Genomic DNA, 22,676 nt, shown 5'->3' on the forward strand with positions numbered 1-22,676 from the left:
CGTGGCCGAGTCAGTCCCGGTCAGCACGCATCGACGCCGTCGCCGTCGGGCGGTGGCGGGGGCCGGGGCGCTCGCGCTCGCCCTCGTCGCCGGCACCGCCGGTTGTTCGTCCGGCACGTCCGACGGCGCCGGCTCCTCCGGCAAGACCACGATCACCGTCGCGGGCATGCCCGCCACCACGGCCCCGAAGACGCGGCAACAATTCCTGGACGCGGTCGCCGCGTTCGAGAAGGCCAACCCGAACATCAAGCTCAAGCCGACCGACACCCAGTGGGACGCGCGCACGTTCGCGGCCCGCCTGGCCGGCGGCAGCGCCGAGACGGTGCTGACCGTGCCCCTGACCGAACCGCCCGCTCTGATCGCGCGCAAGCAGATCACCGACCTGAGCACCGAGGTCAAGAGCCTGCCGCACTCGGGCGACCTGGACCCGCGCGCGCTGGCCCCGGCCACCGCCGCGGACGGCAAGGTCTACGGGCTGCCGGTCACCGAGTACGCGCTCGGCCTGGTCTACAACCGCGACCTGTTCACCAAGGCCGGTCTGGACCCGGACAAGCCGCCCGCGACCTGGGACGAGGTGCGCGGCGCCGCCAAGAAGATCTCCGACACCGGCGCCACCGGCTACACCCAGATGACCGTCAAGAACACCGGCGGCTGGATCCTCACCGCGATGACCTACGCCTACGGCGGCTCGATGGAGAAGAAGGTCGGCGACAAGTACGTGCCGTCCCTGCTCGACGGCCCGGCCGAGAACGCGCTCGGGCAACTGTCCGCGATGCGCTGGCAGGACGACTCGATGGGCAACAACCACCTGCGCACCCAGCAGGACGCCGAACGCGACTTCGCCGCGGGCAAGATCGGCATGATGATCAGCACGGTCAACAGCTACCAGCGCTACATCACCCAGTACTCCGGCAAGCCCGCCGACTTCGGCATGGCCGCGCTCCCGCAGCAGAACGGCGGCAAGGCCACCCTGCTCGGCGGCCTGATGGCCGTGGTCAGCGCCAAGGCCACGCCGGCCCAGCGGGCCGCGGCGGTGAAGTGGATCGACTATTTCTACCTCAAGCCGACGTACGACCCGGCCGCGGCCGAGGAGCTCGCGCTCGCCCAGGCCGCGGACAAGCTCGCGGTCGGCCTGCCCACGCTGCCGTTCTATTCGGCCGCCGTGGCCGACCCGGTCAACGCCGCGATCAACAAGCACACCAACATCCCGACCGCGAACTTCGTGCCCTACGTCACCGGCGTGGGCAAGCTGGACTACCGGGTGGAGCCGCCGGTCGCCGCGCAGGATCTGTACGGGGCGTTGGACACCGTGGTGCAGGCCGTGTTGACCCGCAAGGACGCGGACCCGCGTGCGGAGTTGGCGAAGGCCGGCGACCGGCTCGGGCCGGCCTTCGAGAAGGCGCAGGCGCAGTGATCGGGGGCGAGACCGGGGCGCGCCGAGGGGGTGCGTCGGGTCGACCCGCAATCGTGCGGACGCGTGCCGGCGGCGGGGGGTCGGTCGGCTCCGGGATGTACCGGGATCGCGACGGGGACGTGGGGTCGCACCGGGATCGCGACGGGGGCGGGCTGTGAGTACGCCGACCATTTCCCGGGAGAGCCCGCCGGCCGTGGCGCGGGTGCCCTCGGGCAAGGGCCTGCCCGAGGCGACCCGGTGGCGCGGCGGATCCCGGCACGTCGCGGCGGTGTTGTTCCTGCTGCCGACCGTGCTGGTGTTCGGTCTGTTCTCGTGGTGGCCGATCATCCGCAGCCTGGTGCTCAGCTTCCAGCAGACCAACCTGGTCGACCCGGCGAGCTGGGTCGGCCTGCGGAACTACCGGACCCTGCTGGAGGATCCGCTGCTCGGCAAGGCGGTGTGGAACACCCTGGTGTTCACCGGCCTGGCGCTGCTGATCGGCTTCCCGCTGCCGCTGTTCCTGGCCGTGCTGATGTCCGAACTGCGCCGCGGCGCCGGGCTGATGCGGGTGCTGGTCTACCTGCCGGTGGCGGTGCCGCCGGTGGTGGCGGTGCTGATGTGGAAGTGGTTCTACGACCCGGACTCGGGGCTGTTCAACGAGGTGCTCGGCAAGGTCGGACTGGGCCCGTACCCGTGGTTGCAATCCGCCGACACCGCGATGACGAGCCTGGTGGTGGAGGCGACCTGGGCGGGTGCGGGTGGCGCGGTACTGATCTATCTGGCCGCGCTCGCGAGTGTGCCGACCGAGTTGTACGAGGCCGCGGAACTGGACGGGGCCTCGGTCCGGCGCCGGTTGTGGCACGTCACGCTGCCGCACATGCGCTCGGTCCTGTTGATCATGATGCTGCTCCAGGTGATCAACACCTTCCAGGTGTTCACCGAGCCGTTCGTCCTCACCGACGGCGGCCCGGAGGACTCCACGGTCACCGTGCTGCTGCTCATCTACCGGTACGCGTTCGTCAGCGGCGACTACGGCAGCGCCGCCGCGCTGAGCGTGAGCCTGGCCGCGGTGCTCGCGGTGTTGTCGGCGATCTATCTGCGGCTCACCCGCACGTGGGGGACGAAATGAGTACCGGTACCAGGGGCGTGATGTCCGAGACGGAACGCCGTCGCCCCCTCACCCGGTTCGGCCTGGGCGCCACGCAACTGCTGTTGATCGCCGCGCTGGTGATCGAGGGCGCGGGCCCCGTCTACTGGGTGTTCAAGGGCTCGATCTCCTCCACCCAGGAGTCGTTGCGGCACCCGCTGGCGCTGTGGCCCGAGGAGGCGCACTGGTCGAACATCTCGACCGCGTGGACGAGCCTGGACCTGGGCCGCTATCTGACGAACACCGTTGTGCTGGTGGGTGGTTCGTGGTTCGTGCAATTGTTCGTCGCGGTCACCGGGGCCTATGCGCTGTCCATCCTGCGGCCGTTCTACGGCAAGTACGTCTACGCCGCGGTGCTGGCCACGCTGTTCCTGCCGGGCACGGTGTCGATGGTCTCGCTCTACCTGACCATCCAGGACCTGCCGCTGACCGGCGGGTCGATCGCCAACACGCCGATGGCGGTGTGGCTGCCGGCCGGCGCGCACGCGTTCAACGTGCTGCTGATGAAGCAGTTCTTCGACGGCATCCCTCGGGAACTCCTGGAGGCGGCGCGCCTGGACGGTGCCGGTCCGTGGCGGGTCCTCACCCGTATCGTGCTGCCCATGTCCCGGCCGATCCTGGCCGTGGTGTCGCTGCTCGCGGTGATGAACGCCTGGAAGGACTTCCTCTGGCCGATGATCGCCATCACCGACACGGACAAGCAGCCGCTGGCGGTGGCGCTCCCGCGCCTCGCGGACACCTCGGACCAGAGTCTGCTGATCGCGGGAATGCTGATCACGATCATCCCGCCGGTCGTGGTCTTCCTGGTCTTCCAGCGGCAGATCGTGCGCGGCATCGCGTTCACGGGGCTCAAGTGAGCGGGGAGCGCGGAACGCGCGGGCGCGGAGTACACGAGCCGATGGCGCACGGAAGCGGTGTGCGGGGGAGCGGCGTGGTCGGGCCCGCGCCGCGCGGGTCGGACGTACCCGAGCCCGACGTGTGGATGGCGCGGGTTCTGGTCACCGGTGCCGCGGGGCGGCTGGGGACCGCTGTGTTGGCGGAGTTGGCCGATCGGGGCGTGCCGGTGACCGCGTTGGTCGCCGAGGACGCCGGGGGTGCCGGGGAGTTGCGGGCCGACCGGGTGGTGGTCGGCGATGCCCGGGATCCGGTGGCCGTGGCGGATGCGCTCGACGGGGTCGACGCGGTGATCCACCTGGCCGCGCTGGCCTCGCCCGAAGTGGCCGCCCCCGAGGTGGTGTTCGGTACGAATACGCAGGCCACCTTCGTGGTGCTGAACGAGGCCGGCCGGGCGGGGGTGCGCCGCGCGGTGTTGGCGAGCAGCCTGTCCGTCACCGGCCTGCCGTTCGCCCGCTCCACGCCCCGGCCGCAGCCGGCGTACCTGCCCTTCGACACGGAGTTGCCGCTGTGCGTCGAGGACCCGTACGCGCTGTCCAAGCAGGTCGACGAGGCCACCGCGGCGATGATGCGTCGCCGGCACGGCATGACGGCGGTGGCGTTGCGCCTGCCGTTCCTCGGTGATCGCGACCGACTCGCCGGGCACGCCGCCCGGTTGGCCCGGGACCCGGCGAGCGGTGCGGCGGAGGTGTGGAGTTACCTCGACCTGCGGGACGCCGCCCGGGCGTGCGTGCTCGGCCTGACCGCGTCGGGCGTGACCGGCGCACCGGTGCTGTTCGTGGCGGCGCCGGACACGCTTTCGGCGACACCCACGCGCGACCTCGTCGCCGCCCACCTGCCGGATGTGCCCTGCCGCGCGACGTTTCCCGAGCGGTCGGTCCCGATCGACCTGGCGCCCGCCCGGCGGCTCCTCGGCTTCAGCGCCCGATACCCGTATCGGCTCGCGGACGGGCTCGACCCCGCCGATCCCCAGGACGATTCGTCCGCGCGGCAGCCGGACTCGGGTGGGGCTCGGCACGCTGATCGGCCCTCGGACCCACAGGAGCAAACGTCATGAGCAAGTCGGAGACCGAGCCCGAGCCGGAGACCGAGAAGGCGTCGGAGTCGGAGCCCGGGACAAAGACGCGATCGACCGATCGGGTGGACCCGGCGGCGACGCGCGGGGCGCACGTGGCCGGCGCTCAGGGGCCTCACACTCATCCGGCGGGCACTCGGGTGCCCGGCGTTCGCGCGCCCGACCCGGCGGCTCTCGCGGTCATGGCCGAGACGCAGGCGCCGTGGGCCGCTCGGGACGCGTTGCGGATCACGTCGGTGCGGGCGATCGTGACCGCGCCCGGCGGGGTGCCGCTCGTCGTGGTGCGGGTCGACACCTCCGAGCCGGGGTTGTACGGCCTCGGCTGCGCCACCTTCACCCAGCGCTTCCACGCGGTGGTCTCGGCCGTCGAGGAACACCTCGCGCCGATGGTGATCGGTCGGCACCCGGCCGACATCGAGGACATCTTCCGGCTGCTGCACTACTCCTCCTATTGGCGCGGCGGCCCGGTGCACAACAACGCGCTGTCCGGGATCGACCAGGCGCTGTGGGACATCGCCGGCAAACGGCTGGGCGTACCGGTGTACGAACTGCTCGGCGGCCGGGTGCGCGGCGGTGCCGCGGTGTACACCGGGGCTCGCGGCGGCGGCATCGAGGAGTCGATCGAGCGGGTGGCCGCGTTGGCCGAACAGGGCTACCGGTACGTGCGGTTGCAGACCGGTGGCCCGGGTCTTGGTACCTACGGCGCCGACGGCACGCCGGGCGGCTACCCGGGCGCGCCGTATCCGGACGGCTGGGACGTGGGCCACTACCTGCGCACCGCGCCGCGCCTGTTCGAGCGGGCCCGCGAGGTGCTCGGCGACGAACTCGGGCTGCTGCACGACGCGCACAACCGGCTCACCCCGAAGGAGGCGGTGGGGCTGGCCCGTTCGCTGGAGCCGTACCGGCTTTTCTTCCTCGAGGACCCGCTGGCGCCGGAGCACTTCGATCGGCTGCCCGAGGTGCGCGCCGCCGCGCCGATGCCGATCGCCTCCGGCGAGTTGCTGACCTCGATGACCGACGCCACGCGCCTGATCACCTCCGGCGGCGTCGACTACCTGCGCGTGCACGTGTCGGCGGTGGGCGGGCTGACCCCGGCCCGCAAGCTGGCCACGCTGTGCGAGCTGACCGGGGTGCGGACCGCGTGGCACGGGCCGCCGGACGTCTCGCCGATCGGCGCGGCGGTCAACGTCACGCTCGATGTGACCAGTCCCGCCTTCGGCATCCAGGAGCAACACGTCTACCCCGAGCGGGTGCACGAGGTGTTTCCCGGCACGCTGCGCACCGTGGACGGCTACCTCACGCCCTCGGACCGGCCCGGATGGGGCATCGACCTGGACGAGGCGGCGGCGAAGTACCCGCCGCGCACCCACCTGCACGAGCGGTGGGCGGCCCGGGTGCGCCGACCCGACGGCGGGCTGGAAGCACCCTGAATCACGCACCGTGACTGGATATACTGGATCGATTGATCTGATGCGCATTAGGAACTCGTTGTCAGGCATTTGGAGGAGTACATGAAGCCGATCGGCGGGCCCGGACGGCCGGCTGGTTCACGCGCGAACCGGCCCCGTCAGGCGGATATCGCCCGCTTGGCCGGCGTCTCACAGCCGACGGTGTCCCTGATCCTCAGCGGCGGTTCGGCGGCGGTCGGGATCGCCGACGAGACCAGGCGCAAGGTGATGGCCGCCGCCGAGCAACTCGGCTACGTGCCGGACCCGATAGCGAAGCGGCTCGCGGCCGGCCAGAACAACCTGCTGGGCCTGTACACGTTCACCGCGACCTTCCCCACCGAGATGTCGCACGCCTACCATCCGTTCCTGGTCGGCATCGAGCAGGAGTCCGCCGCACAGGGCTACGACCTGCTGATGTTCATCGCCTCCAGCGTCACCGGCGAGCGGCCGCACGCCGAGGTGCTCAACCGGGTCCGGCTGGCCGACGGTTGCCTGTTCATGGGCCGGCACCTGCCGATCCGGGAGATGGACCGGCTCCTGGCCACCGACCTGCCGGTGGTCTACCTGGGCCGGCACGACGACTTCGGCGACCGGCTGCCGTACGTCGGCGCGGACTACGTGACGGCGACGGCGGAGGTCGTACGTCACCTGGCCGAGCTGGGGCACCACAAGATCCTGTACGTGCGCGAACTCGACGACGCGATCAGCGCGGTCGACCGCGAGGCCGGGTTCCGTCGCGGCATGGCCGAATGCGGACTCCCGGTCGAGCGGGCCGGCGTGGTGCGCACCGACGGTTCGGACCTGACCACCGACCGGCTGCGGGGCTGGTACGAGCAGGGCGTCACCGCGATCGTCACCGAGGCGACCGACACCGACGCCGCGCATCGCGCGGTGCTGGAGGCGGCCTCGGCCGCCGGCTACCGCTTTCCCGAGGACCTGTCGCTGGCCACCCTGGGCGCACCCGAACACGCGGTCCCCGGACCGGCGTTCCTGTCCGGGTTCTCGGTACCCAGACGGGAGATGGGCGCGGCGGCGGTCCGCCTGCTCACCGGCCTGATCGCGGGCGATCCGAGCCTGGCCAGACACCAGTTGATGAGCTGCGCACCGGTACCGGGGCAGACGGCGGGGCCGGCGCGCTGAGTCCGGCCTGAGCGGCGGGTCGGTGAGCTTGTGCCCCGCCGGGCCGGCACGTCGTCGCGGGGCGAACGGCCCTGCGGGCATGCCGTTTTGCGGCCGGTCGGCTTCGCGTGTTGCCCGGCTTCGCCGCGTCCCGCTCGGCTCCGCTTCGTCTCCACCACCTCGTTCCCGCGCGATTCCGCAGCGCGTTCCATTCGCACCGTTCACGGAAGGCTTCACCATGTCCGAAATCAGCACCGAGATTCTCATCGTCGGCGGTGGGCTCGGCGGAGTCGCCGCCGCGCTGGCCGCGTGCCGCGCGGGCCGGACGGTCGTACTCACGGAGGAGACCGACTGGATCGGCGGACAGCTCACCGCGCAGGCGGTGCCGCCGGACGAGCATCCGTGGATCGAGAGCTACGGCGCACCGGCGAGCTACCGCGAGTTGCGTACCGCGATCCGCGACCACTACCGAACCTGGTACCCGCTGACCGGCGCGGCCCGGCAGCGTCGCGAGCTCAACCCCGGCGCCGGATACGTGAGCAAGCTGTGCCACGAGCCGCGCGCCGCGCTGGCCGTGTTGCAGGCGCTGCTCGCGCCGCACCTGGCGTCCGGACGGCTGCGAATACTCCTGGAGCACGTGCCCGCCGAGGTGTTCGCGGACGGCGATCGGGTGCGCGCGGTCACCCTGTGGGGCGTGCGTACCGAGGAGTCGCACACGATCAGCGCGACGTACGTCCTGGACGCGACCGAGACCGGTGAGCTGCTTCCGCTGGCCAAGGCGGAGTACGTGACCGGCGCCGAGTCCCGGGACGAGCACGGCGAGCCGAACGCGCCCGAGCGGTACGAGCCGTTGAACATGCAGGGCATCACCTACTGCTTCGCGGTGTCGTACCACGAGGGCGAGAACCACGTGATCGACAAGCCCGCCGACTACGGGTTCTGGCGGTCGTACCGGCCGGACTTCTGGCCCGGACCACTGCTCGGCCTCCTGGCGCCGGACCCGCGCACGCTCGAACCCGAGGCGCGTACCTTCGACCCGCGCCCGACCGGGGACCCGCTCGCGGTGCACGCCGACCAGAGCGCCAACGCCGGTGGCGACGACCTGTGGTTGTTCCGGCGGATCCTGGCCAAGGGTCTGTTCGAGCCCGGCGCGGTCGACTCGGACATCACGCTGGTGAACTGGCCGCTGAACGACTACTGGCTGCGGCCGATCATCGAGGTCGGCGCGGACGAGGCCGCCGCCGCGCACCGCGAGGCCAAGCAACTGTCCCTGTCGGTGCTGTACTGGCTCCAGACCGAGGCGCCCCGGCCGGACGGAGGCACCGGGTATCCCGGACTGCGGCTGCGGCACGATGTGGTCGGCACCGCCGACGGGCTGGCCAAGTCCGCCTACGTGCGCGAGTCGCGGCGCATCCGCGCGGTCACCACGGTGACCGAACACCACGTCTCGCGGGACATCCTGGGCACGCACGGCATCCACCACTTCCCGGACTCGGTGGGCGTGGGCGCCTACCGGATCGACCTGCATCCCTCGACCGGCGGCGACAACTACATCGACGTGGCCAGCGTGCCGTTCGAGATCCCGCTCGGCGCACTGCTGCCGATCCGGATGCGCAACCTGCTGCCGGCGGCCAAGAACATCGGCACGACGCACATCTCCAACGGCTGCTACCGGCTGCACCCGGTGGAGTGGAACGTGGGCGAGGTGGTCGGCCGACTCGCCGCCTATTGCCTGACGCGGGGCGTCGAACCGCACGCGGTGCGCGAAGACCCGTCGCTGTTCGCCGAGTTCGCGGCCGAACTGGACGCGATCGGGGTGGAGCGCCACTGGCCGGCGCCGGCCGGGTACTGAACCACGCCGACCCGAGGGCCGCTTCGCCGCGCGAGCGTCGGCGGGGCGGCCTTGTGGGGTGAGTGTCGAACGGGCGGCTGGTCGGGCTCGGGACTCGTCGAGGTTCAGGGTTGGCGGACGGCATCCGCCGAGACGGCCCAGAAGCGCAGGGACAGCGCGATCAGGGCGAAGAGCAGCAGCCACGTCAACGACCAGCCGAAGTCCGCTCCGGTACCGGTGGACAGGGCCACGCTCAGCACACCGACGCTGGTGAGGGCCATGACGCCGAGCATCGCGAGGAAGCCCGCACGGAGGAACTTGGCCGCCGTGTATCGGAACGGGTAGAGCAGCAGCAGCCGGGTGGGGGACAACCGACGTGGTGGGTCGACGGTGCCGGGTCCGGCGGCGACCACCAGCGCGCCCGCCTGGTCGAGCCATCGTTGGGCGACGCGACTCGCGCCGGCCAACTCCTCCTGGCTGCCGGGCAGGCGTTGGCGCGCGTCCCACCACAGGACCGCGAAGTCGACCTGTCGGGTCGCGTCCTCGAACGCCCGCTGCCGACGGCCGGTTTGCGACCTGCTCGCCTGGCGGTCCTGCCAGGCGACCGCGAAGGCCCCGACGGTTGCGGTCAGTACGGGCACCACCACCGCGACCACCACCGCGGCCACGTCCTCCGCGCGCATCGACGCTCCCGTCGTTCGAGCCGGAACAATCAGCATGACAGGGGCAATTGCCTGCCGTCGGGAAACCGTTCCGGCAGTCGAACGCGGGTGCGGGAGAGCCGGGTCAGCCGAGGTAGCCGAGGGCGCTGACGGCGCCCAGACCGCCCGCCCCCATGAACAGTGGCATCAGGACCTTGACCTCGACCTTGGCGCCCGCGCGGAAGCGCATGGACTTCGGCGGGCCCAGGGGGTACCAGCGTTTGCGGCCGATGGGTATCGGCCACAGGATCGGGCAGCCGGAGATGGTGAGCGCGTCGCCGACGCAGTGGGTGAGGGCGCCCAGGGCGATCGGCAGGCCGATCCACCAGTACTCCCGGCCGGGTTCGGTGAAGAACCAATTCGAGCCGTTGCCCGGCCGGTTCAGGATCTCGACGAGCATCCAGGTGCTGGTGGCGCCGAGGAGCCAGACCAGGATGTCGCTGTGCAACCGGGCCTGGCGCCACAACAGTCCCTCGATGGCGAGCACCATGTGCACGAACAGAACGCCCAGTACGCCCCAACGGCCGCCGTACGCGCAGATCGCCGAGGCGCCGGTGCCGACCAGCAGGGCCCAGACCCAGGTGTGGGTGAGGGTGCGGTGGCCGCCGTTGCGGCGGGGGTCGCCCTTCTTGCGGGTGGCCTTGTAGGTGGCGGACGCGAGGGTGTCGACCAGACCGCACAAGATCAGGGACAGCGGTCCGAACGAGCGGGAGACGGTGGCGGCCTTGTGGTCCAGGTCCGGTCCGAGGGCGGCGCCGGCGCAGATCAGGCCGCCGACCACCAGGACGGGCCAGGGCATCGGGCGACCGTAGGCATCGGCGGCGGCACCCGCGGCCATCCACGCGCATGCTCCGGACAGTGAATGGGCCGGCCCCATCATGCGGTTGTGCTCCTCTGCTGAACCCGGGCGAACCCCGAGCCCGCACAGTGACCGCAGCTTAGCGGTGGCGATCTCGGGCCCTGTGAACCCCCTTTGGGGAGGGGAGCCGTTCGGTGGGCCGCTTCGGCCGGGGGCGTCTTCGGCCGTTGACCTCGGGTGCCTGGCGTGCGCGTACGCATATGTGCGCGTGCCGGGTCCGCGTCGGGTCGGAGCCGCTTTCGGCGACCTGTAACGCTCTCGATGCCACCCGCCACAAGAGAGGTGACAGGCAACAACATCGGCGCGGCGCGAGGAGCCCACCTTGGACGGACCGGATGTGCAAGCGGTCAAAGGGATCGCCGGGGACCCGGCGCTCCTGGAGGCGTTCTATCGCAGACATATAGACGCGGTGGGGCGTTTCGTGGCCCGACGGGTGGACGACCCACAATCGGCCGCCGATCTGACCGTCGAGGTCTTCATCGCCGCGATGGGCTCCGCGGGGGGCTATCGGGGCGGTCCGGGCGGTGAGTTGGCATGGCTGTACGGGGTCGCCCGCAACGTGGTCGCGAGCGAACGTCGTCGCTCGGCGCGTGAGGCCGACGCGTCGCGGCGGATGGCGGGCCGTCGATGGCTGGACGAGGACGACATCCTGCGGCTGGAGGAGCGACTCGACGCGGCATCGGCGGCCCGACACATCTACCGGGCGATCGAGCGGTTGTCCGAGGACGACCGCGCGGTGGTCGAACTGGTCAGCGTCGACGGCATGACGGTCGTCGAGGCCGCACGGGTGTTGGGCATCGGGCCGGTCGCGGCGCGGGTGCGGTTGCACCGGGCGCGGCGACGGCTTGCGAAGGAACTGGGCTCGCCGTCGGCGGGGCCCCACCGAGAGACCCGGACCGCACACGTACAGGCGGAGGCGAAGGCATGATCAATTTCGAGGAACGCGCGCTGGAGGAGCTCAAGACGCTCGCCGCCGAGGGAGGTGTGCCGGCGACCGACCCGCCACTCGAGCGCACCGCGACCCCTCGCCGGCGCAGGCGGGCGGTCTACGGCTTGGCCGCCTCGGCGGTGCTCGCCACCGGGATCGGGGTCGGCGTGCCGATGCTGAGCGGTGGTTCGGCCGAGGCCCAGCCCTTCGAGGTGGTGAAGCGGCCCGACGGCGGGATCCTGTTCAAGGTCGACGAGTTCCGGAACCCCAAGGGCCTCGAACAGCGCTTCCGGGACCTGGGGTTGAGGGCAGTCGTCGACTACGTGCCCTACGGCAAGAAGTGCGCCCCCGGCCGCTTCACCGAGCGCCCCGTCTCCAACGACGACCTGAACGCGATCTATCACTGGCTCCCGTCGCCCGAGGGCCGGCTGATGACGGACGCGGAACTGGAGTTCTACAAGCACCAATGGACCGAGGTACGCCCGGAGCTGATGCCACCGGACGCCACGTTGGTGCTCACCGCGACTCTCTTCAAGGTCAACGCGAAGGATCTGCCCGACCCGGGCGTTCACGAGGGCCGGCGCGTATACAACTCGGACAGCGCCGGAAGCACCACCCGCTACCAGCTCGCCGATGGCCCGGTGGGTCCCTGTGTCCTGGTCGACGACCCGAACATGACGGGCCCGACCCTCGATGACGGGCCGACCCGGCCACCCGCTTCGCCCGGGTCGGTCACTCCGGTTGCTCCGACGCCCGGCCGATAGCACGGGCTGCGGTTCGCCCGGCTCGCCCGCGGGGCCGCGTCCCCGGCGCGGCTTCGGGTCCGGTGCGGCTTGGCCGCCGCCGTGGGGCGCGGTATCGGCGTGGCGGTCCGGGGGAGGGTCTGACGCCTGACACCTGGGTCCGACGCCTGACACCTGACCGTCAGGCCGGGTTGGTGTGTGGCGTGGTGTCGTGTCCGGGTTCGGGGTGAGCGGGGTCGGTCAGGTTGGTCGCGGTCCGGGTGAGGTGCTTGACCAGTACCGCGGCCGCGGTGTCGGCGTCGCGGGCCAGCGCCGCTTCCTCGAGTCGGCGGTGTTCGTCGATGCCGTCCCGGTCGGGGGAGCGGTGGGCCGACCAGCGGCGGGCCAGTTCGCTCGCGGTCCACATGCGATCGAAGGTCTCCAGGAGCACGGGGTTGCCGCAGCCCTCCAGCAGGGTGCGGTGGAAGACCCGATGGGCCTCGGCCCAGGCGTCGCTGTAGTACTTGCTCTCTTCCGGCGTGTAGGGCGGGGTGCGGGCCAGGCGGTGGTGGGCGGCTCGTACCCGAGCCTCCCAGTCGAGGTCGCCGCGCTCGACGGACATGCGCAGCACGACCGGCTCGATCGTGCGGCGGGCCTCGGCGATCTCCTGCCAGCGCTGGTCGGAGAAGGCGGGTACGGCGAAGCCGCGGTTGGGCAGCCGGTCGGCGAGGCCGTCGCCGACCACCCGCACGAGCGCCTCGCGTACGACGGCCAGGCTCACGCCGTGTTCCTTGGCCAGGTCCTGCGGCTTGAGGGCCTCGCCGGGGGCGTAGGCCCCACGCATGATCGCGTCCCGCAGGCGGGCGTAGACCTGCTCGGAGAGCATCTGTTTCCCCGGCGAGGTGGAAGGGACGGCCGTGGTCTGTGTCATGGGGTCAGCATAGATGATTGGACTGATAATCGATTATCGGTGCTATGGTCGATGAAGTCAGTCGCTCGTCGGCTTGCCGTGGCCGCCTCCACCAGGACCGGTCGGGCTCCGGCCGGGCTCCGGCCGGAGCCCGACCAAGGGCAGCCATGGGCGGCGGCAGTCACAGCCCATTGCCGCTGCCGAGCAGCGGCGAGGGCTGCGCACGCGACTGTCGGCAACATCCCGAGACACTTCGAAAGGCACGACACGATGAGCGTCAACGACCCCTTCGCCCGCCTCCCCGAGGCGGCCTCCTTCACCGTCACCAGCACCACCGTCACCGACGGCGCCGCCTGGTCCCCCGAGCAGTTCTCCGGCATCTTCGGCGTCCCCGGCGGCAAGGACGTCTCCCCACACCTGTCCTGGAGCGGCGCCCCGGAAGGCACCAGGAGCTACGCCGTGACCGTCTACGACCCCGACGCCCCCACCGGATCCGGCTTCTGGCACTGGGCGGTCGCCGACATCCCCGCCGCCGTCACCGAACTGCCCGAGGGCGCGGGCGACGACACCGGCTCGGGGCTGCCCGAGGGCGCCTTCCAACTGCCCAACGACGCCCGCGCCGCGCGCTTCATCGGCGCCGCCCCGCCCGCCGGACACGGCCCGCACCGCTACCTCGTCGTGGTGCACGCCCTCGACGTCGAGTCCATCGGCGTCTCCGCCGAAGCGACCCCGGCCGTCCTCGGCTTCACCATGGCCGGCCACATCCTCGGCCGCGCGGTCCTGACCGCCACCGCCGAAACCCCCGCCTGACGAGACGAGCAGCATGTCCGGACTCATCAACACCACGGAGACGTACCTCCGTACCATCCTGGAGCTTGCCGAGGAAGGCGTGGTCCCCAAGCGCGCCCGCATCGTCGAGCGACTGCACCACAGCGGCCCCACGGTCAGCCAGACCGTCGCCCGCATGGAGCGCAACGGTCTGCTGTACGTCGCGGGCGACCGGCGCCTGGAGTTGACGGAGGACGGTCGGCGGATCGCCACGCGGGTGATGCGCAAGCACCGGCTCGCGGAGTGCCTGCTCGTCGACGTGATCGGACTGGAGTGGGAGGAGGTCCACGCCGAAGCCTGCCGCTGGGAGCACGTGATGAGCGAGGCCGTCGAACGCCGCGTTCTGGAACTGCTGCGGCACCCGACGCAGTCGCCCTACGGCAACCCGATCCCGGGCCTGGAGGAGCTCGGGGAGCAGGGTGCCATGGATCCGTTCCCCGGCGAGAGCATGGTCAGCCTCGGCGACCTGGAGCCGGGGCCGAACGGCGCGAGCGCGGTCGTACGGCGCATCGGGGAGCCGATCCAGACCGACTCCCGGCTGATGTACACGCTGCGGCACGCCGGGGTACAGCCCGGCGCGGTCGTGCGCGTGACGTCCTCGCCCGGCGGTGTGACGGTCGGCAGCGGCGGGGAGGCCGCCGAACTCCCCACCCGAACCGCCGCGCACGTCTTCGTGGCCAGGCGCTGAGCCCGGCAAGCGGCGTGCCGTCCCGGATCGCCATGGCCGGCACCGGAACGAGGGTGGCTCTCGACCACCCTCGTGGGTGGTTCTCGACCACGACCGTGATCGAGAACCACCCACGCAGCGGCAACCTGCGAAGTCGCCGGTCGGGGCGGCCGGGATTTCGGGGTGGATCGCGCTGTCCGTCCGACCCACCCGACTCGGCCTTCCCGGGGGCGTTCCCTCGGCATCCGGGCCTACCGCCTGCGCGAGAGCCTGCACCGCCCGACGGCCTGAGCCGGCACGGAACCTGTTCTTGGGGCCGACACACCGGACCGACCTACTCCCAGCCGCCCCCGCGCCCCGTCGTCGCGAATCCGCTCTCATACGCGGCGATCACCGCCTGGGTGCGGTCCCGGACGCCCAGCTTGCCGAGTACACGGGCCACGTGCGTCTTGACCGTCTCCGGCCCCAGCGCGGTCCGTTCGGCGATCTCGGTGTTCGACAGGCCGGCCGTGATCAGCCGCAGCACCTCCCGCTCGCGCGCGGTCAGCCGGTCGATCCGTGTACGCAGTTCCCGGTTCCGCTCCCGGGCCGGTGCCCGGCTCAACGCCAAGTCGCGGATCGCGGTCGGGAACAACAACGAATCACCTCGCGCCACGGTCCGAATCGCGTGCACCATCTCGTCCGCGCGCGCCCGCTTGAGCAGGAAGCCGTGCGCGCCGGCCCGCAGCGCGTCGTAGACGTACTCGTCGTTCTCGAACGTCGTCACCACCAGCACCTTCGGCGAGCCCGACGGCTCGCGCAGCAACTGCGCGGTCGCCTCGATCCCGTTCAGGCCCGGCATGCGAACGTCCATCAACACCAGATCCGGCCGCAACTCCCGCGCCCTCGCCACCGCCTCCACACCCGTGGCCGCCTCCCCGACGACAGCCAAGTCGGGCTCGGCGGCCACGATCGCGTGGAGTCCCGCACGAACGAGGCTCTCGTCATCGGCGATCAACACACGCACGGGCTCGGTCACGGGTGTACCTCCAAGCGGTTGCGACGCACACCCGCTTCCCCGCCACCGACACTCGGCGCGGGCCGGGCGCCGGTGACCATAGCGCGCGCCGGCGTGGACGGGAATTCCGCCTTCGTGCGACTGGTGAGTCGCCCGATGGGCGCGATGGCGCGTGGGCTGCGCGGCGGTGGTCGGAGGGCGGGTGGGGCCTGGTCACAGGTGGCCTTCCAGGGGGATGCGGGCGGTCAGGTGCCAGTGGCCGTCGTGTGCGGCGGCGGTGAAGGTGCCGCGTAGTACGGCGATTCGCTCGGCGGCGCCGCGCAGGCCGCGTCCGCCGCCGTGTCGGGTGGCCCGGCGCGAGCCGAGTGGATTGCTCAGGTCGATGGCCAACTCGCCCTCGGCGACCGCTATGCGGAGTCGGATCGGGACTGCGCCGGCGTGCCGCAATACGTTGCCGAATCCCTCCTGGATGATTCGGTACGCCTCGCGCGAGACCAGGCGCGGCAAGCCCTCCAGGCCTGCCGCCGGTTCGAGGCCGAGGTCGAGGTCGACGTCGGCGCCGGCCGCGCGGGTGCGGGCGATCAGGTCGGCCAGGTTGGTGAGCGACGGCACGGGTGCGGCGGACGGGTCCGATTCCTCGCGCAACAGGCCCAGTACATGGTCCAGTTCGGCCACCGCCTCGCGCGCGGTGTCCTCGATCGCGGCCAACGCCCGGGCGGCGAAGGCCGGATCGCGCTCCAGTAGCCGGCCGGCCGCAGCGGCCTGGATGCCGACGGCGCTCAGCGCGTGGCCGACGGAGTCGTGCAGGTCGCGGGCGATTCGGGCGCGTTCGGCGAGGCGTTCGGCGCGTTGCTCGGCGAGGGCGAGGCGGTCGGCGGGGGTCGGGCCGAGCAGGGTGGGGGCGACGCGGGCCAGCCAGGCGCCGGCGGCGGCGGATACGAGCAGGGGGAGGACGAGCAGGGCCAGGCCGACCGGCATCCACGCGATCGGCAGCGCGTGCGCCGGTTCGGCCCATGGGAAGACGTCGGCGAGGGCCGGGGCCAAGGGCAGTACCAGCAAGACCACGCCCCCGGGCGGCGCGGCGAGCGAGGTGCCCGCGACGACACCGCCCAGCAGGGCGTGCAGCGTGAACCACGCGGACGCCCGGCGCCGCGCCGCCGCGCCGGTCGCCGGCACGCTCAGCACCTCGCCCTCCGGCGCGCACAACACCCGGGCGGCGCTGCCCTCCAGGGTGCGTACCAGCGGCACCAGCCCGGCCACCGCCACGAACGGCAGCGCCACGACCAGCGCGACGAACTGCGACGTGAGCACCTCCGCCGGTGTGCCGCGCAACAGCCCGGTAGCCGCGAGCACGGTGAGCGCGGCGAAATGGAAGGGCACCAACAGGGCACCCCCCAACACAAGATGCACCCACCGCAACCGCGCCCGCCGCCCGACCAGCCCCCGAACAACCCGAGCCATCATCCGCCGACCCACCCACCCGACCACGCCGCCCACCCCCGGCCCGAGCCCCCGACCCCGCCCGAGCCCCCGCCCGCACCTCCGCGCCCGGCGTCGGCGCCCACGCCGGTCCCCGGCGCGCGGTCGGTGGCGGTGTGCCCGGCCCGGCCGGTTCCGCGCGGCGTGTGGCCCTGGCCCGGGCGGATGTCGGCGGGTGGGGCGTCCTCGGTGTTCCCGTCCGGGAGTCGGGTCGGTCGGGATGCGATTGCCGGGCAGGCTGCGGCGCGCGTGGCGGCGCTCGGTGCGCCGTCGGGGTTGACGGCGGCGGTCAGGCGTTCGCCGTGCCCGGTCTGGATGGTCACGGGCGATGTGCGGCCGCGGCTCGGTCCGGCGGCGGCGCGGCGGGCGGTTCCGGCGTTCGCGCGCGGTGGTCGGCGGCGCGGCCGGAGGTCGGCGGGGCGGCGTCGATGCGACCGGTGGTCACGGGCGGGCCTCCGTCGAGTGCGAGTGGGGCTCGCCGGTGATGCTCGGGGTGTCGGGGGTGTCGGGGGTGTGGCTCGCGGGTGCCGGGTGCGCGATGTGGCGTGTGTGGTTGGCGTACTCGGTCAGGAAGAACCAGCCGATGGTCAGAGCCAGGACGCCGGTGATCATTTCGGCAGTGTAGACAAAGCGCAGGAGGGTGGAGGTGCGCTCCGCCAGGGTGCTGCCGGGCGCGGCTCCGGCGCTGATCAAGCCCATCCAACCACCCCATCCGAAGGCGCTGCCCGCCCCGAGCCAGGCCATCGCCAGGGGAACTCGGACACGCGTGCCGCCGAGCCGGTGGACGAGCAGGATCAGGCCCGTCGCGCCGATCAGGGCGAGCCCACCCTGTACGCCGTCCACCCACCGTCCCGTCGCGTTTCGGTCGGCGATCCACCGGCCGGTCATGCCGACGTCGGCGCCCGATGCCCACGCCAGCCGGAGTACGCCCGCGAAGCCGAGGAGGAGCGCGGCGACCGTACCGAGGAACCGCTGTGCGGCACCGGTGCCGGCCGGATCCGGCAGCGCCCGAACGCGGACCCGCAAGAGCGCGCCCCAGCGTTCGTGGGCGTACAGCCCGAAGGCCGTCAACAGCACCGCGCCTTCGACGATGAAGCCGCCGTAGACGACCGCGTACACCCACGGTTGCAGGAAGTCGTCGCCCGCGAACGGATTGCCGGCGTCGCCGACCGCCGCACCCATCAGGCTGAGCGGTACGGCCAGCATGATCACCACGAGCAACCCCGACGCGACCCACAACGGCAACACGATCAACCAGGCGCGGACCCGGACCTCGCGCGGCCGCGTGAGGCCGTACGCGATCAGCGCCGCGATCGCGTCCATCCCGAACGTGAGCGCGTTCGCGGCAATCCACCGCGCGCGATTCAGCTCGTCGGGATGCGCCACACCCACGTCGATCCCGACCACCCAGAGCAACTTCAACAGCAGGTACGGCGAACACGCGAGCACCGCGAACCAGGCGAGCCGCCGCCGAAGCACGCCCCGGGCCTCGGCGCCGGCCGGACCCGGACGGACGGGGTCGGCGCCGCGCGGGACGTCGAGGGTGGGGTACGCCCCGGGGGCCGCGACCGGGAGGGGTCCGCCGCGCGGGTCCCCCTCCGCAACATGCCCGGCATCGGTGTCCGCGCATGTCGGATCGGGTGCCGTCGGGTGCGGGTCGGCGGTGTGGGTCGGCTCCGTGGTCTCCATGCGGACAGCCTTGTGGCGACCCACACCCGAGCGCGTCGCCACCCGTGCCGATCCCGATCCCCCGGATGGGGGACGCCGCTCGTCGGCATCCCCACCGAGCCCGGAACGGGCCGAGTACCCGAGCCGGGCGGGCACGGGTGCGGCCGCCTCTCGGTGGGCCGGTGGGACATGTCCCACCGGCCCACCGTCGCGTGCGGAGCGCGGGGTTTCACGGGCATCGACGTGGCCTGCCGCGGCCCCGCGGCCCCACGCCGGGTGCGCTGCTCCACCGGCATCGTGTAACAGCCGCGCTTCGGTTTCACCCCTCCTCGCGCCCCCGACCCGCCCCCGCTTCGGCCCCGCCCCCACGACCCGGCCGCGCCCCCACCCCAGGGCTGCCGCGAATTCGGGCGCCTCTCGGCGCGTCGGCGCCCACGACTTCATCGTCGACCGGTGATCGACGAGCGAGCGAGGAGAACGGCCGGAGGCCACCGCCAAATACTGTGCATGGCAGGATTGCGCCGGTGAGGATTCCCGCGCTTCGTCGTCGACGGCATACCGAGGACACCGGCTCGTTCGCCCGGGTCGATCGGCGTACCAAGGACCTCACCAAGCGCCTCCGGCCCGGAGACGTCGCGATCATCAATCACGGCGACCTCGACCGCGTCGCCGCCGAGGCGCTGGTCAAGTGCCGGCCGGCCGCCGTGGTCAACGCCGCCGAAAGCATCAGCGGGCGCTACCCCAACATCGGGCCGCAACTGCTCGTGGAGGCCGGTGTGCCGCTCCTCGACGCCGTCGGCGGGAGCGTGCTCGACCGAATCCGCGAGGGCGAGCTGGTCCGGGTCGAGGACAACGTCCTCTACCGCGGCGACGACCCGATCGCCGTCGGCACCCTGCTCGACGCGGAATCGGTCGCGGCCGCGATGGAGGAGGCCCGCGCCGGGCTGTCCGAGCAGATCGAGGCGTTCGCCGAGAACACCCTCAAGTACATCCGCGAGGAGCGCGAACTGCTCCTCGACGGCGTCGGCGTCCCCGAGATCCGGACCCGGATCGACGGCCGTCAGGTGCTCATCGTGGTCCGCGGCTACCACTACCGCGAGGACATCGCCGCGTTGCGGCCGTACATCCGGGAGTACCGCCCGGTGATGATCGGGGTCGACGGCGGTGCGGACGCGCTGCTCCAGGCCGGCTACAAGCCGGACATGATCGTCGGCGACATGGACTCCGTGTCCGACCAGGCACTGCGCTGCGGCGCGGAGATCATCGTGCACGCGTACCGCGACGGGCGCGCCCCCGGGATGGAACGCCTCGACGAGCTCGGCGTGGACGGGATCGCCTTCCCCGCCACCGGGACCAGCGAGGACATCGCGATGCTGCTCGCCGACGACGGCGGCGCGAGCCTGATCGTCGCGGTCGGTACGCACCTCACGCTCGTCGAGTTCCTGGACAAGGGCCGGGCCGGCATGGCGAGCACCTTCCTCACGCGGCTGCGGGTCGGCGGCAAGCTCGTGGACGCCAAGGGCGTCAGCCGTCTGTACCGCAGCCGCATCTCCACGACATCGCTGCTCATGCTGTGCCTCGCCGCGCTGGTCACCATCGCGGTCACCGTGCGGGTCACCCCGCTCGGTCGCGCGTACTTCCACGTGTTCGGGGCGCAGTGGGACGCCTTCGTCTACTGGCTCCAGGGACTGTTCAGTTGATCGACTTCAGATACCACGTCGTCTCCATCATCGCGGTCTTCCTGGCCCTGTCGGTCGGGCTGGTGCTCGGCGCGTCCTTCCTCAAGGAGGCGGCCGTCTCCGGGCTCGACACACAGGTCCAGGACCTGGCCCGGAACAACGAAGGCCTGCGTCGTGAGCTCGATCGGGCGAACGCCGGTACGAGGTACCTGAACGGCATCATGAACACCGTCGGGCCCGAGCTGACCAAGGGCCGGCTCGCCGGGCACAAGGCGGTCGTGGTCGCGCTGCCCGGCGCGGACACCAAGCTGACCGACAGCATGGTCAAGCTGCTCGACGGCGCCTCCGCGACGGTCACCGGCCAGGTGGCGGTCAAGGGCGCCTGGACCGACCCCAAGCGGGAGAGCGACCTGGTCACCGCGCTGGGCGCCAACGCGGCGGCCTTCCCGACCGGGTCGGCGACCGACCGGGCCGCGCGCGTGCTCGCGGGCGCGATCACCGAGAAGCTGCCGCCGCCGCAGACCGGGACGCCCGGCTCGCCGCCGGCGTCGACCCAGCCGCCCGCGACCGGCTCGACGCCGGGCACGCCCGAGTCGGGCGCGCCCGCGACCGGGACCGGGACCACCTCCGCGCCGCCGAGCGGCCAGACCCCGGGCCAGGGCACCACCAACCAGAACAACGGCACCACCACCCCCGCCACCCACAACACGCAGGCCGCGACCGAGACGCTGACCAAGCTCAAGGACGCCGGCTTCGTGGACGTCAAGGACAACCCCGCCACCGGCGCCGACCTGGTCGTGATCGTCGCGCCCTCGGGCGCCACCGGCGGGGACGATCCGGGCCGGGTCAACAACATCCATCTTTCGCTCGCTCGCGCCCTGGACGGCGGCGACGGCGGTACGGTCATGGCCGGCACCGCGTCCGCCGCGCAGGAGAACGGCGTGATCTGGGCGCTGCGCCGTAACGATCAAACCGCCAAGGCCGTTTCCACCGTGGACACCGCCGACACGCCCGTGGGTCAGGTCGCGGTCGTGTGGTCCCTGGTGGTCGAGGACAAGCAGGGCAGTTCGGGCCAATACGGTACGACGGGCACCACCGACGGTCCGTTGCCGGAACTGCCGAAGAAGGAGACGCCGTGACGAAGGCCGCCGCCGCCCCGGCCCGTGCCACCGCCCGTGCCACCGCTCGTGTCGCCGGCCGTGCCGCGGCCCCCGGCGACGCCCGTCGGGGCCGGCCGGGTCGGCTGGTGACGGCGCTGGCCGCGACCGGTGCGGCCCGGGCCGCGTACGCCGCGCTGACCCGCCGCCCGCCGGGCGAGGCCGCGCTGTGGGAGCGGCGCAACCACCGGGGCGAGGTGCTGACCCTGCTCGAAGGGCCCGCGACGGCGGTCGGTGCGGCCGTCGCCGCCGCGTGCGCCCCGGGGGTGCCCGGTCGGTGGCGCGCGGCCGGCGTGCTGGCGGCGGTCGCGGGGGCCGGGTTCGGGACCTACGACGACATGGCCGGGTCGAGCGATCGGCGCGGGTTCAAGGGCCACCTGGGCGCGCTCGCCAAGGGCGAACTGACCAGCGGGGGGCTCAAGATCGTCGGACTCGGCGCGGCCGGCCTCGCGGCCGGCGCGCTCGTGCAGCGGCGGCCGGTGGACAAGCTGCTCGCGGGCGTGGTGGTCGCCGGTACGGCCAACCTGATCAACCTGTTCGACCTGCGACCGGGCCGCGCGGCCAAGGCGGTCCTGATCGCGGGCACGCCGCGGCTGCTCCGCGGTGGCCCGGCGGCGGCCCTCGCGGCGGCGCCGGTGGGCGCGGCGGCGGCGCTGCTGCCCGAGGACCTCGGCGAGAAGTCGATGCTCGGCGACGCGGGCGCGAACGCGCTGGGCGCGGCCCTGGGCGTGGCCTTCGCCGCCGGTTCCTCGCGCAAGGGCCTGCTGGCCAAGGCGCTCGTGCTCACCGCGCTCACCGCGGCCAGCGAGAAGGTCAGCTTCACCAAGGTCATCGCCGGCAACCGGCCGCTGAACACGATCGACATGCTCGGCCGTCGCCCGGCCGCCGCTCCGGCACCCCGACAGCCGGCCGCCGAGGGAGCCACCGCACCGGCATGACCGGCAACGATCGATGGCCCGCGGGCGCGCGAGGGGGCGTGTCCGAGCGCGGCACGGGAATGGTCGGCAGGTGACGGACACCCGGGGCGCCTGTCCGCCGTCGGATGGCCGCGGAGCCGACGGCTCGCCCCCCGAGAGCGGAACCGACGCGATCGCCCCCGCCTCCGGAGTCGCTCCCGCCTCCGGAGTCGCTCCCGCCTCCGACGCCGCTCCCGCCGGGGCCACCCGCTCGCGCG

Annotated in this window: 20 protein-coding genes; 14 read left to right on the forward strand and 6 right to left on the reverse strand. The window is 72.5% G+C overall.

What is annotated here, in order from left to right; translation table 11 throughout:
• Position 1: 1 nt before the first annotated feature.
• The 7 genes from ACWCPW_RS43360 to ACWCPW_RS43390 all read left to right on the forward strand — a co-directional run bounded on the left by ACWCPW_RS43360 (position 2) and on the right by ACWCPW_RS43390 (position 8,928).
• Positions 2-1,414, forward strand: coding sequence for an ABC transporter substrate-binding protein (locus ACWCPW_RS43360; RefSeq protein WP_449767127.1), 1,413 nt, complete (start codon positions 2-4; stop codon positions 1,412-1,414).
• A 154-nt stretch (positions 1,415-1,568) separates the two neighbouring features.
• Positions 1,569-2,522, forward strand: a complete 954-nt coding sequence (locus ACWCPW_RS43365) for a carbohydrate ABC transporter permease (protein ID WP_449767128.1) — start codon at positions 1,569-1,571, stop codon at positions 2,520-2,522.
• Between the two features lie 20 nt (positions 2,523-2,542).
• Positions 2,543-3,397 carry a carbohydrate ABC transporter permease gene (locus ACWCPW_RS43370; protein WP_449767129.1) on the forward strand — a complete coding sequence of 285 codons (855 nt, stop codon included), beginning with the start codon at positions 2,543-2,545 and terminating at the stop codon, positions 3,395-3,397.
• 41 nt (positions 3,398-3,438) lie between these two features.
• Positions 3,439-4,491: an NAD-dependent epimerase/dehydratase family protein gene (locus tag ACWCPW_RS43375; protein WP_449767130.1), complete on the forward strand. Its 1,053-nt coding sequence runs from the start codon at positions 3,439-3,441 to the stop codon at positions 4,489-4,491.
• Positions 4,488-5,939, forward strand: coding sequence for an enolase C-terminal domain-like protein (locus ACWCPW_RS43380; protein WP_449767131.1), 1,452 nt, complete (start codon positions 4,488-4,490; stop codon positions 5,937-5,939). The genes ACWCPW_RS43375 and ACWCPW_RS43380 overlap by 4 nt, the downstream gene beginning before the upstream one ends.
• Positions 5,940-6,086: 147 nt before the next feature.
• Entirely contained in the window at positions 6,087-7,097 is a 1,011-nt protein-coding gene (locus tag ACWCPW_RS43385; RefSeq protein WP_449767169.1) for a LacI family DNA-binding transcriptional regulator, read from the forward strand.
• Between the two features lie 217 nt (positions 7,098-7,314).
• A complete protein-coding gene (locus ACWCPW_RS43390; protein WP_449767132.1) occupies positions 7,315-8,928 on the forward strand; it encodes an FAD-dependent oxidoreductase in 1,614 nt (537 codons plus the stop codon).
• A 104-nt stretch (positions 8,929-9,032) separates the two neighbouring features.
• Here ACWCPW_RS43390 and ACWCPW_RS43395 read toward each other — a convergent pair whose 3' ends face one another.
• Complete coding sequence (locus tag ACWCPW_RS43395; RefSeq protein WP_449767133.1) at positions 9,033-9,590, reverse strand: hypothetical protein; 558 nt, start codon at positions 9,588-9,590, stop codon at positions 9,033-9,035.
• Between the two features lie 103 nt (positions 9,591-9,693).
• Positions 9,694-10,488, reverse strand: coding sequence for a metal-dependent hydrolase (locus ACWCPW_RS43400; protein WP_449767134.1), 795 nt, complete (start codon positions 10,486-10,488; stop codon positions 9,694-9,696).
• Positions 10,489-10,789: 301 nt separating this feature from the next.
• Between ACWCPW_RS43400 and ACWCPW_RS43405 the strand changes: the two genes are divergently transcribed.
• Positions 10,790-11,395 (forward strand): RNA polymerase sigma factor, encoded by a 606-nt coding sequence (locus tag ACWCPW_RS43405; RefSeq protein WP_449767135.1) that lies wholly within the window; start codon positions 10,790-10,792, stop codon positions 11,393-11,395.
• Positions 11,392-12,159: a hypothetical protein gene (locus tag ACWCPW_RS43410; RefSeq protein WP_449767136.1), complete on the forward strand. Its 768-nt coding sequence runs from the start codon at positions 11,392-11,394 to the stop codon at positions 12,157-12,159. Before ACWCPW_RS43405 ends, ACWCPW_RS43410 begins: the two co-directional genes overlap by 4 nt.
• A gap of 160 nt (positions 12,160-12,319) precedes the next feature.
• On the opposite strand, the gene ACWCPW_RS43415 is transcribed toward ACWCPW_RS43410, so the two are convergent.
• Complete coding sequence (locus ACWCPW_RS43415; RefSeq protein WP_449767137.1) at positions 12,320-13,048, reverse strand: GntR family transcriptional regulator; 729 nt, start codon at positions 13,046-13,048, stop codon at positions 12,320-12,322.
• A gap of 249 nt (positions 13,049-13,297) precedes the next feature.
• On the opposite strand from ACWCPW_RS43415, the gene ACWCPW_RS43420 reads away from it, so the two are divergent.
• Both ACWCPW_RS43420 and ACWCPW_RS43425 read left to right on the forward strand, forming a co-directional pair.
• Positions 13,298-13,837 carry a YbhB/YbcL family Raf kinase inhibitor-like protein gene (locus tag ACWCPW_RS43420; protein WP_449767138.1) on the forward strand — a complete coding sequence of 180 codons (540 nt, stop codon included), beginning with the start codon at positions 13,298-13,300 and terminating at the stop codon, positions 13,835-13,837.
• 13 nt (positions 13,838-13,850) lie between these two features.
• Positions 13,851-14,543, forward strand: coding sequence for a metal-dependent transcriptional regulator (locus ACWCPW_RS43425; RefSeq protein ID WP_449767139.1), 693 nt, complete (start codon positions 13,851-13,853; stop codon positions 14,541-14,543).
• A 313-nt stretch (positions 14,544-14,856) separates the two neighbouring features.
• Here the strand turns inward: ACWCPW_RS43425 and ACWCPW_RS43430 are convergent, their stop codons facing one another.
• From ACWCPW_RS43430 to ACWCPW_RS43440, 3 genes are all read right to left on the reverse strand, one after another.
• Positions 14,857-15,540: a response regulator gene (locus tag ACWCPW_RS43430; RefSeq protein WP_449767140.1), complete on the reverse strand. Its 684-nt coding sequence runs from the start codon at positions 15,538-15,540 to the stop codon at positions 14,857-14,859.
• Positions 15,541-15,732: 192 nt separating this feature from the next.
• On the reverse strand, positions 15,733-16,899 hold the full coding sequence (locus tag ACWCPW_RS43435; RefSeq protein WP_449767141.1) for a sensor histidine kinase: 1,167 nt from the start codon (positions 16,897-16,899) through the stop codon (positions 15,733-15,735).
• A 540-nt stretch (positions 16,900-17,439) separates the two neighbouring features.
• Entirely contained in the window at positions 17,440-18,687 is a 1,248-nt protein-coding gene (locus ACWCPW_RS43440; RefSeq protein ID WP_449767142.1) for a hypothetical protein, read from the reverse strand.
• Between the two features lie 503 nt (positions 18,688-19,190).
• Between ACWCPW_RS43440 and steA the strand changes: the two genes are divergently transcribed.
• Genes steA through ACWCPW_RS43455 form a run of 3 tightly spaced genes read left to right on the forward strand, consistent with a single transcriptional unit; the run spans position 19,191 to position 22,440 of the window.
• Positions 19,191-20,366, forward strand: coding sequence for a putative cytokinetic ring protein SteA (steA, locus tag ACWCPW_RS43445; protein WP_406295418.1), 1,176 nt, complete (start codon positions 19,191-19,193; stop codon positions 20,364-20,366).
• A complete protein-coding gene (locus ACWCPW_RS43450) occupies positions 20,363-21,484 on the forward strand; it encodes a copper transporter (protein ID WP_449767143.1) in 1,122 nt (373 codons plus the stop codon). Before steA ends, ACWCPW_RS43450 begins: the two co-directional genes overlap by 4 nt.
• Positions 21,481-22,440: a hypothetical protein gene (locus ACWCPW_RS43455; protein ID WP_449767144.1), complete on the forward strand. Its 960-nt coding sequence runs from the start codon at positions 21,481-21,483 to the stop codon at positions 22,438-22,440. Before ACWCPW_RS43450 ends, ACWCPW_RS43455 begins: the two co-directional genes overlap by 4 nt.
• Positions 22,441-22,676 lie beyond the last annotated feature (236 nt).

The organism is Embleya sp. NPDC001921, from assembly GCF_053594475.1.

Coding starts and splice junctions, on each gene's coding strand:
- ACWCPW_RS43370 (WP_449767129.1), top strand. CDS start 2,543: ATGTCCGAGACGGAACGCCGTCGCCCCCTCACCCGGTTCGGCCTGGGC.
- ACWCPW_RS43375 (WP_449767130.1), top strand. CDS start 3,439: ATGGCGCACGGAAGCGGTGTGCGGGGGAGCGGCGTGGTCGGGCCCGCG.
- ACWCPW_RS43380 (WP_449767131.1), top strand. CDS start 4,488: ATGAGCAAGTCGGAGACCGAGCCCGAGCCGGAGACCGAGAAGGCGTCG.
- ACWCPW_RS43390 (WP_449767132.1), top strand. CDS start 7,315: ATGTCCGAAATCAGCACCGAGATTCTCATCGTCGGCGGTGGGCTCGGC.
- ACWCPW_RS43395 (WP_449767133.1), bottom strand. CDS start 9,590: ATGCGCGCGGAGGACGTGGCCGCGGTGGTGGTCGCGGTGGTGGTGCCC.
- ACWCPW_RS43400 (WP_449767134.1), bottom strand. CDS start 10,488: ATGATGGGGCCGGCCCATTCACTGTCCGGAGCATGCGCGTGGATGGCC.
- ACWCPW_RS43410 (WP_449767136.1), top strand. CDS start 11,392: ATGATCAATTTCGAGGAACGCGCGCTGGAGGAGCTCAAGACGCTCGCC.
- ACWCPW_RS43415 (WP_449767137.1), bottom strand. CDS start 13,048: ATGACACAGACCACGGCCGTCCCTTCCACCTCGCCGGGGAAACAGATG.
- ACWCPW_RS43420 (WP_449767138.1), top strand. CDS start 13,298: ATGAGCGTCAACGACCCCTTCGCCCGCCTCCCCGAGGCGGCCTCCTTC.
- ACWCPW_RS43425 (WP_449767139.1), top strand. CDS start 13,851: ATGTCCGGACTCATCAACACCACGGAGACGTACCTCCGTACCATCCTG.
- ACWCPW_RS43440 (WP_449767142.1), bottom strand. CDS start 18,687: ATGGAGACCACGGAGCCGACCCACACCGCCGACCCGCACCCGACGGCA.